This window comes from Tateyamaria omphalii (genome assembly GCF_001969365.1).
Lineage (GTDB): Bacteria > Pseudomonadota > Alphaproteobacteria > Rhodobacterales > Rhodobacteraceae > Tateyamaria > Tateyamaria omphalii_A.
Genome location: NZ_CP019312.1, coordinates 3,252,963 through 3,266,293, shown reverse-complemented (window position 1 = coordinate 3,266,293; position 13,331 = coordinate 3,252,963). Strand labels below are relative to the sequence as shown.

Below are 13,331 nucleotides of genomic sequence, written 5' to 3'. Positions count from 1 at the left end.
CCACGGCTTATGCTGTTACCCCGCACGCGCCTTTGGTGCAACGGATGGGCCATGACGCAAGCCGTGACAGTTCTGGGGATCGAGAGCAGCTGCGATGATACGGCGGCGGCTGTGGTGCGTGGCGTGCCCGGCGATATGACGGTGCTGTCGTCGGTCGTGTTCGGTCAATCCGACCTGCATGTCGATTTCGGCGGCGTCGTGCCAGAGATCGCGGCCCGCGCCCATGCAGAGCGCCTGGATGTCAGCATTGCCCGCGCGTTGGACGCAGCGGGCGTGTCCCTGAGCGGTGTCGATGCCATTGCTGCCACGTGTGGTCCGGGTCTGATCGGTGGCGTGGTCGCTGGCGTGATGACGGCCAAGGGGCTGGCGGCCGCGACCGGCAAACCGCTCTATGGGATCAACCACCTTGCCGGGCACGCGCTGACGCCGCGCCTGTCGGATGGCATTTCGTTTCCTTATCTGATGTTGCTGGTGTCTGGCGGGCATTGCCAGTTCCTGCTGGCCCATGGTCCCGACGATTTCACCCGGCTTGGCGGCACCATCGACGACGCGCCGGGAGAGGCGTTTGACAAGGTGGCGCGGCTGATCGGTCTGGGCCAGCCAGGTGGTCCGGCGGTCGAGACGGCCGCACGTGCGGGCGACGCGGCGCGCTTTGCCTTTCCGCGCCCGTTGTCGGGCAAGGCGGGGTGCGATCTGAGCTTTTCCGGGTTGAAAACAGCCGTTTTGCGGGCGCGCGACGACATTGTGGCCGGGCAAGCGGGTCTGACGGTGCAGGATCAGGCGGACCTTGCCGCCTCGTTTCAGGCGGCTGTTTCGGACAGTCTGGCGGGCAAGACGCGGCGGGCTTTGGAGGTTTACCTCGACCTTGAACCGGCGCAGCCCACGCTTTGCGTTGCGGGCGGTGTGGCTGCAAATATGGCCATTCGGTCCAAGTTAGAGACTGTTTGTGCCGATGCGGGCGTTGCCTTCAACGCGCCACCGCTGTCCCTGTGCACTGACAACGCTGCGATGATTGCCGCCGCCGCCATCGAACAGATGCCCTACCGCGATCCTGATGGCATGGACCTGTCCGCCCGCCCGCGTATGCCGCTTGATACCAAAAGCGCGGCGATGCTGGGATCCGGCAAAAAGGGGGCCAAGGCGTGAGTGTCGGCATCATCGGTGCGGGTGCGTTCGGGACGGCGCTGGCCGTCGCATTGGCTGAGAAGGGGCCCGTGACCCTGCGGGCGCGGAGCGACCAACAGGCAGTCGAGATGGCGGATACGCGGCAAAACACGCGTCGTTTGCCCGGTGTGGAACTGCCGGGCAACATCGCTGTTACGTCCAAGTTAGAGACTGTTTTGACGTGCCGCACCCTGTTGTTTGCCGTGCCGACGCAACGGTTGCGTCGTTTCGTGATTGGATTGGATTTGTCCGATCACACGGCAGTTGCCTGCTGCAAGGGGATCGAGGTTACGACAGGTGACGGTCCGACGTCCATCCTATCCGAAGCGCGACATGCCGCGGTCCTGACCGGGCCCAGCTTTGCCGATGACATTGCGCGGGGATTGCCCACCGCGCTTACGCTGGCCTGCGCTGACAACACGGTGGCAGAGGCGCTGCAAACGCAGCTTTCCACGTCAAAATTGCGCCTTTATCGCACGGCGGATGTGACCGGAGCAGAGCTGGGTGGCGCGCTGAAAAACGTGATCGCCATCGGGTGCGGCGCGGTCATGGGTGCCGGTCTGGGTGACAGCGCCCGTGCGGCCCTTCTGACCCGTGGATTTGCCGAGATGCAGCGCGTTGCCGTGGCGCTGGGCGCGCAGGCCGAGACGTTGATGGGCCTGTCGGGTCTGGGCGATCTGACGCTGACCTGCACATCGGACAAGTCACGCAACTACCGGCTGGGCCTTGCCCTTGGGGCGGGAAGGGAATTTGATGCGGCCGTGACGGTCGAAGGTGCCGGGACGGCGCGGGCCCTGCGCGGTGTGGCCGCCCGGCATGGTTTGGACCTGCCCATTTGCGCCACGGTCGCAGACCTTGTGGATGACAAAGTCGATGTACCGGGTGCGATGGCCCGTTTGATGGCCCGCCCGCTGAAGGAGGAATGAGATGCTGTTTGCCTTGATGGCTTATGACAAGGAGGGCGCGCTGGACGTGCGGAAGGAGAATCGGCCCGCGCATCTGGACTATCTGGACAGCACGGGCGTCGTGAAACAGGCGGGGCCATTTCTGGACGCGGATGGCAATCCCTGTGGGTCGCTGATTGTTCTGGATGTGGCTGATATGGACGCGGCCCAAAGCTGGGCCGACAATGACCCCTATGCCAAGGCGGGCCTGTTCCGCGATGTGCAGATCAAGGCGTGGAAACAGGTGATCGGGGCATGAGGTACTGGTTGTTCAAATCCGAACCGTCGACCTGGAGCTGGGATCAGCAGGTCGCAAAGGGGGACGTCGGCGAAGAATGGGACGGCGTCCGCAACTACCAGGCGCGCAATTTCATGCGTGAGATGCAGGTGGGGGATCGCGGGTTCTTTTACCATTCGCAGACGGAAAAGGCGGTTGTCGGTATTGTCGAGGTGATCGCCGAGGCGCATCCTGACAGCACCATTGATGACGATCGCTGGGAGTGCGTGGACATCAAGGCGATTGGCCCTGTGCAGACGCCGGTGACGCTTGAGATGGTGAAGGCTGACCCCCGGTTGGAAGAGATGGCGCTGATCCGTAACTCGCGCCTGTCGGTGCAGCCCGTGACCGAAGCCGAATGGGCCGTGGTCTGCGAGATGGCGGGTGTTGCGCCGTAAGCGTTTTGGATTTTGCCCATCCTCTGGCAAGCTGGCCGTACCAATAGCCAATGACGGAGGGACAGATGGGGTTTTTAGCGGTTTTGGCGGCAGGTGTCGCCGGGTTCATGTTTGGGGCGATCTGGTACACGGTGCTGGCCAAGCCATGGATGGCGGTGTCGGGCGTCCCGTTGAACGAGGCGGGGGATGCGCCCGCCAATCAATCCAATCCGGTGCCGTATATCACAAGTGCCGTTGGTGCGATCCTGGTTGCGGGCATGATGCGCCACGTCTTTGTCCTGAGCGGGATAGATGCGTTTGGCGAAGGGCTGGTGTCCGGTTTCGGCATCGGACTGTTCCTTGTCACGCCGTGGATCGCGACCTTTTATGCCTTTGGCGCGCGGCCGTTTCGCCTGGCGATGATTGATGGCGGGTACGCCACGTTCGGGTGTACGGTCATCGGTGCGGTTCTGACGCTGTTCTGAAAAAAGGGGTTCTGACCCGCCTTGGTCAGAACCCCCGTTTCACCCCGGCGCGCACTCCCATGGGCCACCGTACGTCAACAGAATATCGGGTCTGACCTTCTGGTCGGATATGCCATGGCGTAGCAGATCGGCCCGGAAATCTCAATTTCATAGTCCGTCTGATTGGACCCAAAAAAGAAACACCCGCTTAAAGCGGGTGTCCGGTTCGTTAATGCTGCAACGGCGGAAATCAGGCGTAGACGCCTTCCTTGCCGAAATGCTTGGTCAGCATGTAGTAGACGACGGCGCGGTATTTGTTGCGCTCGGACTTGCCATAGGTCTCGATAACCGATGCGATCGCCTCGTCCAGCTTCGGGCCGTCCGCGAGGCCCAGCTTCTTGATCAGGAAATTGTTCTTGACGGTTTCCAACTCAGCCGGCTGGCTGGATGCGACGGTGGACGCGTCTGCGTCATAGATGGATGGGCCGCAGCCAATCGTCACCTTCGTCAGCAAATCCATGTCCGGTGTCATGCCGCACTTGTTTTTCAGATCATCTGCATATTGCGCGATCAGATCGTCTCTTTTGCCCATATTCTCTCTCCCACCGTTTGGACTTTGGCCGCCCTTCGCGACCTTGGACGGGAGCGTAGTGCAGCAAACGTGCCAAAACAAAGGAAAAAGTTGACACGTTTTCCCCGTAGGCGAAAAATAAAAAAGGGGGCCGCAGCCCCCTTCTCTTTCAGCGATCGCACGCGCTTTAGAATTGCGCTTCGATCTGTGTTTCATCCGGCAGGCTTTCGACGCCGGTCTCGTCAAACTCCGGCAGCGCCTCAAGCTCGGTCTCGGTGTACTGCGACAGCTTCAACTGCTCGTCCTCGGTCATTTCGAACTCGCTCACGTCGATTGCCACAGTGTACTCACCCAGGCCAAGGAAGCCGCCGATGCCGATGACAGCCGCTTGGCCGTCAAGGGAATTCACGACATAGTCGATCTCGCCAATAACCTCGTCATTTGCGGACACGACATTCATGCCCAACAGATCGGCCACCGTCATTTCGGTCGTGGCTGCGGCCATGCCTGTGTCAGTCACAGGTGCGGTCGGCGCTTCGGTTTCCGCGGTCACGGGCATGTCTTCGGCTGTGTCAGCCGACGGGACTGCATCGCTTTGCGTTGTGGTCTCGGCCATGTCCTCGGCCTTGTTCTCATAGGTCCCGGCATATGCGGAACCGGCAGCCAGAATTGCGGCCAGAGCGGCCGACATTTTCAATGATTTCAGTGTCATAACGTCCTCCAATGGTTGCTTCGGAGGGTTAACGGGCGAACCCCGCAACGGTTCCCGCCCGGCGCGCACTTATTCGATCAGCGTATCGAAAGGATTTCGTTCAACGGCTTCTTGATCTTGGCCACGGCTGGCACCGTGGCATCCTCTGCCGCATGGCCGACGGCGATGATCATCGTTGCCTTTTCACTGTCGGGCCGGTTCAGCAGATCACCAAGGAACCTCATCGGGTTCGGCGTATGCGTCAGCGTGACCAGCCCGGCCGTGTGCAGGGCCGTCAGCAATATGCCCGTGGCAATGCCGACGCTTTCGGGGACGTAATAATTCTTGTACCGCGTGCCATCGTCAAACAGGCCGTAGCGCTGGGCAAACACCACGATCAGCCAGGGCGCGTCCTCAAGGTGGGGCTTGTCGGCGTTGGTCCCGATGGGCTCCAGCGCCTTGATCCACTCGTCGCTGGCACCGCCGTCGTAGAACTTGCGCTCTTCTTCTTCCGCCGCCTCGCGAATCTGCCGTTTGATCGCGGGATTGCTGATGGCGACAAAGTGCCAGGGCTGGTGATTGGCTCCGGACGGGGCCGTGCCCGCGGCGGCGACGCAGGCCTCGATCACTCCTTGGGCCACAGGGCGGGTGGAATAGTCGCGCACCGTATGCCGCTGGGCCATGAAGTCGCGAAACGCATCAACGCGTTTCAGCATCTCTGCATCATCGAGATCTTGCCGGTCCGGCAGAGGCAGTTGGCTGTATTCCAGCTTGTCCTTGGAGAACACGGTCAGAAATCCAGGTTTTCCACGCTCAGCGCATTTTGCTGGATGAACTCGCGGCGCGGTTCGACCACGTCGCCCATCAGCTTGGTGAACAGATCGTCGGCCTCGGCCATGTCCTCGACCCGCACTTGCAGCAGCGTGCGTGCATCGGGGTCCAGCGTGGTTTCCCACAGCTGGTCCGGGTTCATCTCGCCCAGACCCTTGTAGCGTTGCAGCGACAGGCCGCGCTCGCCTTCCTCGAGGATCGCGTCGAGCAGGTCCATCGGCCCCATGATCGCCTGCACCCGGTCCTTGCGGATCAGGGTGGCGGGGGTGCCGTAGACATCTTGCAGCCCTTGGGTGAACGACCCGGTCTTGCGCGCCTCGCCCGACCGCAACATGGGCCCATCGAGCGTACGCACCTCTTCAACGCCGCGCAGGATGCGCGCCAGCCGCACGCCCTTGTCCTGCGTGATCCGGCCCTGCCAGCCGCGTTCCCATTCCAGCGCGATCAGGTTCAGCCGTTCCGCCACCTTGTCGGCGACGCCTTGCAGGTCGCCATCGACGGCGCCGGGCACAAAGGCGCCCGCAATGGCCGCCTGTTCAAGAATGTGGCGGGGATAGTGGGTGGGGAAGGCTTGCAGTACCCGCTTTAGCTGGCGCGCGTCATCGACGACGCGGACCAGATCCTGGCCCACGATTTCCTCGCCATTGCCCTGCCGCAGCATGGCCCCTTCGATGCCCTGCTGGATCAAGTAGTCCTGCATCTCGGCCTCGTCCTTGAGGTACACCTCGGATTTGCCGCGGGCGACTTTGTAAAGCGGTGGTTGCGCAATGTAGAGGTAACCGCCCTCGATCAGTTCGGGCATCTGGCGGTAGAAGAAGGTCAAAAGCAGCGTGCGGATGTGCGCGCCGTCCACGTCCGCGTCGGTCATGATGACGATCTTGTGGTAGCGCAGCTTGGAGATGTCGAACTCGTCCCGGCCAATGCCGGTGCCAAGCGCCATGACCATGTTGCCGATTTCCTGGCTGCTCAGCATCCGGTCAAAACGCGCGCGTTCGACGTTCAGGATCTTACCCTTGAGCGGCAGAATGGCCTGCGTTTTCCGGTCACGACCGGTCTGGGCAGAGCCCCCGGCGCTGTCACCCTCGACCAGGAAGATTTCGGTGTTGGCGGGGTTCTTGTCCGAACAATCCTTCAGCTTGGAGCTGAGGAAATTCATATCCATCGGGTTCTTGCGGCGGGTCAGTTCGCGGGCCTTGCGCGCCGCCTCACGGGCCAACGCGGCTTCGATGATCTTGCCGACGATGATCCGCGCCTCGTTCGGGTTTTCCTCGAACCATTCGGCCAGCTTTTCGTTCACCAGCCCTTCGACTGCCGGGCGCACTTCGGAGGATACCAGCTTGTCCTTGGTCTGGGAGCTGAACTTGGGGTCCGGCACCTTGACCGACAGCACACAGGTCAGCCCCTCGCGCGCATCGTCGCCGGTGAAGTTCACCTTTTCCTTCTTCGCGATGCCGCTGGTCTGGGCATAGTTGTTGATCGTGCGGGTCAGCGCGCCGCGAAAGCCCGCCATATGCGTGCCGCCGTCGCGTTGGGGGATGTTGTTGGTGAAGGGCAGGACGTTTTCATGGTAGCTGTCGTTCCACCACATCGCGACCTCGACCCCGATCTCGTCCCGTTCACCGGTGATAAAGATCGGCTCGGGCATGACAGAGGATTTGGACCGGTCGAGGTACTTCACGAACTCCCTGACGCCCCCCTCGTAGAACAGTTCGGACCGCAGGTGTTCGACAGGCCGTTCGTCCACCAGAATGATCCGCACACCCGAGTTCAGGAAGGCCAGCTCGCGCAGGCGCTTTTCCAGCGTGTCGAACGAGTATTCGAGGTTTGAAAACGTCTCGGTCGAGGCAAGGAAGCGCACCTCGGTTCCGGTGCGTCCATCCGCGTCGCCGACCACCTTCAGATGCTCAACCGTGTCACCATGGGCAAAGCGCGCGACGTGTTCCTTGCCATCGCGCCAGATGCGCAGGTCCAGCTCGACCGACAGGGCGTTCACCACCGACACACCCACGCCGTGCAGGCCGCCCGACACCTTGTAGGAGTTCGAGTCGAACTTCCCGCCCGCGTGTAGTTGGGTCATGATGACCTCGGCCGCTGACACGCCTTCTTCCTCGTGAATGCCCACCGGAATCCCGCGCCCGTTGTCGCTGACCGATACGCTGGAATCCGCGTGGATCGTGACGGTCACGGCGTCCGCATGACCGGCCAGCGCCTCATCAATTCCGTTGTCCACGACCTCGTACACCATGTGGTGCAGGCCGCTGCCATCGTCGGTGTCGCCGATATACATCCCCGGACGCTTGCGTACAGCTTCCAAGCCCTTGAGAACCTTGATGGAATCCGCGCCGTAATCTTCGGGGGTTTGCTCGTTATCTGCCATTTATGGGCCCCTTGAGTGGTTGCCCAAAATATACCGTTTCCCACAGGGTTTGTCACGCAACTGACACAAGATTTTGTGTGTCAGGTCAGGGGGATGATGAGGCCAACGCAGATCAGCAAACCGCCTGCAATCAGGTTCATCCGCCGCAAGCTGCGGGGCGAAGTCATGAGCCGCCGCGCCCGGTCGATAAACAGTGCCATGACCAGATTGCCAGCGAGCGGAACCACCATCGACAATCCCACAATCACCGCCACATCCCACGCTGTCAGCCGCGTCAGATCGAAAAAGCCGGGCAACATTCCCATGTAGAACAGGATCGCCTTGGGGTTGCCCAGGATCACGGCCAGGCCCGCCAGAAACCCCGCCCACATGCCCGGTCGGGTGAGGCGGTTGTCGGTGCCGATGCTCTTGTCCGCGCTGCGGATGACGAGGGCGCCCATCAGCAGGAAGATACCGGCAGCCACCCATTTCAGTGTCTCAAGAAACCCGCCATAGACCGACAGGATCCACGTGATCCCGAAGATGGCGAGCAGCGACCACAGCACATCGCCGACCACCACACCCAGCGCCAGCGGCCAGGCGGCATGAAACCCGCCCGACAGGCTGCGCGCGATCAGGCCCACCCATACCGGTCCCGGCGTCAGAAACAGCACCGCCAGCGCGCCTGCATAAAGCGCGATGTCCCAGGGGCTGAGCGTCACTGTTGAAGCACGTCGCTTGTGCCAGCGGTTTCGCGCACTTCGATGTATTGTGCCCGGTCGCCCAGGCTGTCAAACAGCGCCGTCTCCGTGCCGGTCATCCAGGCCTGCGCCCCCAGCGCGCAGATCTCGTCGTAAAGCGCTGCGCGCCGATCCGCATCCAGATGGGCGGCGACCTCGTCCAGCAACAACAGCGGCGGCGCCCCGAAATCCCGCGCAAGCGCCCGCGCATTGGCGAGGATCAAGGAGACGAGCAACGCCTTCTGCTCGCCCGTCGAACACTCCTTGGCGGGAACATCCTTTGTCGCATAGACACCGTATAAATCTGCCCGATGCGGCCCGATCAACGTCCGCCCCGCCGCCAGGTCGCGGCCGCGGCTATCCGCCAAGGCATCGCGCACATCCTCGACCGTCTCGGGCATTCCCAACTCACCGGGTTCCAACGTCAGATCGGCGGCAGGAAATGCGGTCTGCGCCCCGGCTTGCGCCTCTGCCAACTCTGTCAAAGCCCGCAATCGATTGGCATGTATAGCGGCACCGGTTTCGGCCATGCGCGTTTCAAGGGCGGCGTACCAATGGGCATCCCGCACCATGTCCTTCAAGAGCCGGTTCCGCTCGCGCATCGCCTTTTCATACTCCAGAGACACCTGCGCATGATCGGGGATAAAGCTCAGCGTCATGCGGTCCAGAAACCGCCGCCGCCCCTCGGCCCCTTCGATCCACAGCCGGTCCATGGACGGGACAAGCCACAACACCCGCGCAATGCGCCCCAGCGCGGTCTGTGCAGCGGCCTTACCGTCAATCTTCACCTGCCGGGCTGCGCCACTCTCGGACCAGGTTTCAACCTCATGCACCTGTTCCAGCGACCGCAAGACCCCAGACAGCTTCCAGCCCAGGGCCTCGGGCCGTCGCGTCATGTCCTCGGCTGACGACCGGCGCAGTCCACGCCCCGGCGAAAACAACGACACGGCCTCAAGGATGTTCGTCTTGCCCGCGCCATTGGGTCCAAAAATCGCAACCGGCCGAGCGTCCACCTCCAACCGGGCCACCTTGTGCGAGCGGAAATGAGACGCCGTCAAAGAAGAAAGGGACAGTGTCACCCCTGCCCCTCGTTTCTTCTGACCAAAAATACCACCGCCGGAGGCACGAAATCTCAGACGCGCATCGGCATGACGACATAGACCGCCGATTGGTCGGTGCCTTCCCGCATCAGCGTTGGATCGCCGGACGAATTGAACATAAAGACAGCGTTTTCGCGGTCCACCTGGCTTGCAATCTCAAGCAGATACTTGGCGTTGAACCCGATCTCCAGCCGCTCGTCGCCATAAGCGACGGCCAGCTCTTCTTCGGCCGCGCCGCTGTCGGGCGCATTCACGGAAAGGATCAACCGATCCTCGTCCAATTGCAGCTTTACCGCACGAGACCGTTCAGACGACACTGTGGCGACCCGGTCCACGGCCTTGGCAAAATCGCTGGCATCGACTTCCAGCTTGCGGGTGTTGCCGACGGGGATCACGCGCGTGTAGTCGGGGAACGTCCCGTCAATCACCTTCGATGTCAGCGTGATGTCCGGGGTCGCAAAGCGCACCTTGGTTTCGGACACGGACACGGCGATCTTCATGTCATCATCGTCCAGCAGCTTGCGCAGCTCGCCGACGGTCTTGCGCGGCACGATCACGCCGGGCATGTCGGCCGCCCCTTCGGGCAGATCACTGTCGATCCGGGCCAGCCGGTGGCCGTCGGTCGCCACACAGCGCAGCGCCTTGCCATCATCGCCATCGGCGATGTGCATGTAGACGCCGTTCAGATAATACCGTGTTTCTTCGGTTGAGATGGCAAATTTCGACTTGTCGAACAACCGCCGCAGCTTCGGTGCGTCGACCGAGAAGTTCGAGGCGTATTCCGACGACGCCATGACCGGAAAATCTTCCTTGGGCAGCGTCGCCAGTGAAAAGTTCGACCGGCCTGCATCCACCGTCAACCGCCCCGCGGCGGTGTCGGCGGTCAGCGTGACAAGCGCGCCATCGGGCAGCTTGCGCACAATCTCGTGCAGGGTGGTCGCGGCCACCGTGGTTGATCCCGCCCGCTCCACTTGCGCGGGCGCCTTGTCCACCACCTCGATGTCCAGGTCCGTGGCGCGGAAGGTCACGTCGGATCCTTCGGCTTCGATCAGCACATTCGCGAGGATCGGAATGGTGTTGCGACGCTCGACCACGGACTGGGCCTGGCTCACCGCTTTCAGCAGCACACCGCGTTCGACACTGATCTTCATGGTCCGTCTCCCCACCTTGGCACCGGGACGGGCAGCCTAGCCCAACCACAGCACTTCACAAGCATTTTATTGCTTGTCGGGCGGGCAGGCACCGACGTCAAGACAAGGGGGCGCCGAAAACGAAAAAGGGCGCCCAATGGACGCCCCCTGTGATTCAATTGCGGCAGGTTCAGGCCTCGAGCGACCGGCGCAGCAGCTCCAGATCCTCGGCAATCTGACCATCGGATTGCTTCAGCTCTTCGATCCGCTTCACCCCGTGCATGACAGTGGTGTGGTCGCGACCGCCAAAGCGGCGCCCGATCTCGGGCAGGCTGCGGGATGTCAGCTGTTTGGCCAGATACATCGCCACCTGACGGGGCCGGGCATAGGCGCGCAGACGCTTGGGGCCGATCATGTCGCTCAGGCGGATGTTGTAGTGCTCCGACACCTTGCGCTGGATTTCCTCGACCGTGATCTTGCGCTCGGACGCGCGCAGCACGTCGGCCAGACAATCCTGCGTCAGGTCCATGTCGATCTTGCGGCCCACGAGAGACGCAAAGGCGAAGAGACGGGTCAACGCCCCCTCAAGCACGCGCACATTGGTCGAGATGCGGTGGGCCAGAAACTCCAGCACGCCATCCTCGACGCGCAGGTCGGGATAGGTCTCCATCTGCTGCTCGACCTTGGACTGCAGAATGCCCAGGCGCAGTTCGTAGTCGGTCGGGTGCAGATCCACGACCAGCCCGCATTGCAGGCGGGACTTCACACGCTCTTCCAGGTCCTTGATCTCGCCCGGCGCACGATCGGCGCTGATGATGATCTGCTTGTTCTGGTCTACCAGCGCGTTGAAGGTGTGAAAGAATTCTTCCTGCGTGCTGTCCTTGCCCGCGATGAACTGCACATCATCGACCATCAGCACATCGACCGACCGGAACATCTCCTTGAAGTCCATCATCTTGCGGTCGCGCAACGCTTGGACAAAGCGGTACATGAACTGCTCGGCAGACAGGTACAGGACATTCAGGTCCGGGCGGCGGGTCTGCAACTCCCATGCAATGGCGTGCATGAGGTGCGTCTTGCCCAGACCTACGCCACCGTACAGAAACAGCGGGTTGAAGGTCACGGGACCACCCTCGGCCACGCGCTTGGCTGCGGCATGGGCCAGTTCGTTTGGCTTGCCGACCACGAAGCTGTCAAAGGTAAACCGCTTGTCCAGCGGGGCGGCGGTCAGTGCGGACTGCGCCGATTTTCCGGCTGCGGGCATGACGCGCTGGGCCGTGGGCGCATCCACGGCAGACGGTCGGGCACCTGAATTGGCAGCGACAGCAAAGCTGAGGCGGCGGATGCTGTCATCCTCGGCTTTCAGCTCGTGCAGGATCAGGTCCGAAAAATTCTGGCTGACATAGTTGCCCATGAAGTTCGTGGGCACATCAAAGGTGGCTATCCCGTCTTGCAGACCCCGAAACTGCAAGGGCTCGATCCATGTTGTATAGTTGTTCTGGCCTACTGTCTTGAGCAGCCGTTGTCTCAGCTGTCCCCATTTTTCTTGTGTCATGCGCGTCCAACCATCCCTTCTGCCATTTTTACCACCGGCGATTCACATTTCGCCAGCCCGTCTCAAATCTCAGGGCGACCAAAGCCATGCCACTGCCAACGGCGTGGTTTTGATCCGTTCGGATATCTACAGATGTGGCGCGCGCCGTGCCCGAAAGTATCGGGTTTTCCGCACGTGCCGTCCGCACACCAAATTATATGACAGGTCGGACAAGCGTCGAAACGCATGCTCCAAATCGGATCAGACTACGCAAGCCATCCCCTATCCAACCACCACGTGCATACAGTGCGAACGCTGTGCTTGGCCTGTCCCCCCAAGGCGATTCCAAATCGCAGAATAGGGGTAGCAAGTTCGTGAGCAGGCAGTCCAGACAAAGTAAAACTTGACTCAGGAATCCGCCGAAAAGAATCTGCGCATGCCTTGTTTTCATAGGGAAAACAAAAAAAGCGCCGCAAAATTGCGACGCTTTCGGTGTTGCACGGAGAGCGCGGTTTAACCCAGCGCTTTGACCCGCGCGGACAGGCGGGACATTTTCCGCGATGCCGTATTCTTGTGGTAGACACCCTTGGTCACACCGCGCATCAGCTCGGGCTGTGCGACTTTCAATGCGGCCGTTGCCGCGTCCTTGTCACCCGAGGCGATTGCCTCTTCGACCTTGCGCAGATGCGTCCGGATGCGCGAGCGACGCGCCTTGTTCACTTGGAAGCGTTTTTCGTTTTGACGGGCCCGCTTCTTGGCCTGAGGCGAATTTGCCATGTTATCTCGTCCCAATCTATTGGTGCGGTAGTTTCAGAAGCCGTGCACGTAGGCGGTTTGCGGATCAGAGTCAACGGCCCCGCAGCCAATCCTGCACACCTGCCCCGGATGTGCTATGATGCCCCCACTCAGCTGCCACCGGAGGACGACATGACCCAACCAATGGCCACTGTTCAGCACGCCCGTGCGCTCTACCGCGCGCATGGCGACAAGGCCGAAGCCCACGCCGCCCAGCACGCTCGCGCCGCCGCGCAAGCGGGCAATCAGACGGAAGCGGAAGACTGGCAACGGATACGCGCCACGATTCGCCAGCTCAGAGGCGCGAACCAGACCTAACTGTCCGCAACACACGCAGACCGAAATCCCTTGTGCCCT

General features: G+C 61.7%; 15 protein-coding genes. 6 read left to right on the top strand and 9 right to left on the bottom strand.

The genetic code is table 11. The features are described 5' to 3' along the window. Positions 1-51 precede the first annotated feature (51 nt). From tsaD to BWR18_RS16385, 5 genes are read left to right on the top strand one after another with little or no spacing between them, the layout of a single operon-like run. Positions 52-1,146 carry a tRNA (adenosine(37)-N6)-threonylcarbamoyltransferase complex transferase subunit TsaD gene (gene tsaD, locus BWR18_RS16405; RefSeq protein ID WP_076629518.1) on the top strand — a complete coding sequence of 365 codons (1,095 nt, stop codon included), beginning with the start codon at positions 52-54 and terminating at the stop codon, positions 1,144-1,146. Then, on the top strand, positions 1,143-2,090 hold the full coding sequence (locus BWR18_RS16400; RefSeq protein ID WP_076629517.1) for an NAD(P)H-dependent glycerol-3-phosphate dehydrogenase: 948 nt from the start codon (positions 1,143-1,145) through the stop codon (positions 2,088-2,090). Before tsaD ends, BWR18_RS16400 begins: the two co-directional genes overlap by 4 nt. Position 2,091: 1 nt before the next feature. After that, positions 2,092-2,367 (top strand): YciI family protein, encoded by a 276-nt coding sequence (locus BWR18_RS16395; protein WP_076629516.1) that lies wholly within the window; start codon positions 2,092-2,094, stop codon positions 2,365-2,367. Beyond that, a complete protein-coding gene (locus BWR18_RS16390; protein WP_076629515.1) occupies positions 2,364-2,783 on the top strand; it encodes an EVE domain-containing protein in 420 nt (139 codons plus the stop codon). The genes BWR18_RS16395 and BWR18_RS16390 overlap by 4 nt, the downstream gene beginning before the upstream one ends. 50 nt (positions 2,784-2,833) lie before the next feature. Further along, the gene (locus tag BWR18_RS16385; RefSeq protein ID WP_254684883.1) at positions 2,834-3,247 is read left to right on the top strand and encodes a DUF1761 domain-containing protein; all 414 of its coding nucleotides are present in this window, start codon (positions 2,834-2,836) and stop codon (positions 3,245-3,247) included. Positions 3,248-3,476: 229 nt separating this feature from the next. Here BWR18_RS16385 and BWR18_RS16380 read toward each other — a convergent pair whose 3' ends face one another. The 9 genes from BWR18_RS16380 to rpsT all read right to left on the bottom strand — a co-directional run bounded on the left by BWR18_RS16380 (position 3,477) and on the right by rpsT (position 12,956). Further along, complete coding sequence (locus BWR18_RS16380; protein ID WP_076629514.1) at positions 3,477-3,818, bottom strand: DUF2853 family protein; 342 nt, start codon at positions 3,816-3,818, stop codon at positions 3,477-3,479. Between the two features lie 166 nt (positions 3,819-3,984). Further along, positions 3,985-4,509 carry a PRC-barrel domain-containing protein gene (locus BWR18_RS16375; RefSeq protein ID WP_076629513.1) on the bottom strand — a complete coding sequence of 175 codons (525 nt, stop codon included), beginning with the start codon at positions 4,507-4,509 and terminating at the stop codon, positions 3,985-3,987. A gap of 77 nt (positions 4,510-4,586) precedes the next feature. Then, complete coding sequence (locus BWR18_RS16370) at positions 4,587-5,276, bottom strand: nitroreductase family protein (protein WP_076629512.1); 690 nt, start codon at positions 5,274-5,276, stop codon at positions 4,587-4,589. Between the two features lie 2 nt (positions 5,277-5,278). Beyond that, entirely contained in the window at positions 5,279-7,696 is a 2,418-nt protein-coding gene (gene gyrB, locus BWR18_RS16365; protein WP_076629511.1) for a DNA topoisomerase (ATP-hydrolyzing) subunit B, read from the bottom strand. An 80-nt stretch (positions 7,697-7,776) separates the two neighbouring features. Continuing rightward, complete coding sequence (locus tag BWR18_RS16360; RefSeq protein WP_076629510.1) at positions 7,777-8,397, bottom strand: LysE family translocator; 621 nt, start codon at positions 8,395-8,397, stop codon at positions 7,777-7,779. Continuing rightward, positions 8,394-9,494 carry a DNA replication/repair protein RecF gene (gene recF / locus BWR18_RS16355; RefSeq protein WP_076629509.1) on the bottom strand — a complete coding sequence of 367 codons (1,101 nt, stop codon included), beginning with the start codon at positions 9,492-9,494 and terminating at the stop codon, positions 8,394-8,396. The genes BWR18_RS16360 and recF overlap by 4 nt, the downstream gene beginning before the upstream one ends. 53 nt (positions 9,495-9,547) lie before the next feature. Beyond that, positions 9,548-10,666: a DNA polymerase III subunit beta gene (gene dnaN, locus BWR18_RS16350; RefSeq protein WP_076629508.1), complete on the bottom strand. Its 1,119-nt coding sequence runs from the start codon at positions 10,664-10,666 to the stop codon at positions 9,548-9,550. A gap of 169 nt (positions 10,667-10,835) precedes the next feature. Next, on the bottom strand, positions 10,836-12,200 hold the full coding sequence (gene dnaA / locus BWR18_RS16345) for a chromosomal replication initiator protein DnaA (protein ID WP_076629507.1): 1,365 nt from the start codon (positions 12,198-12,200) through the stop codon (positions 10,836-10,838). Between the two features lie 492 nt (positions 12,201-12,692). Then, on the bottom strand, positions 12,693-12,956 hold the full coding sequence (gene rpsT / locus BWR18_RS16340) for a 30S ribosomal protein S20 (protein ID WP_076629506.1): 264 nt from the start codon (positions 12,954-12,956) through the stop codon (positions 12,693-12,695). 150 nt (positions 12,957-13,106) lie between these two features. Here rpsT and BWR18_RS16335 point away from each other — a divergent pair, with 150 nt between their 5' ends. Further along, positions 13,107-13,292, top strand: coding sequence for a hypothetical protein (locus BWR18_RS16335; RefSeq protein WP_157598810.1), 186 nt, complete (start codon positions 13,107-13,109; stop codon positions 13,290-13,292). The last annotated feature ends 39 nt before the right edge of the window (positions 13,293-13,331 follow it).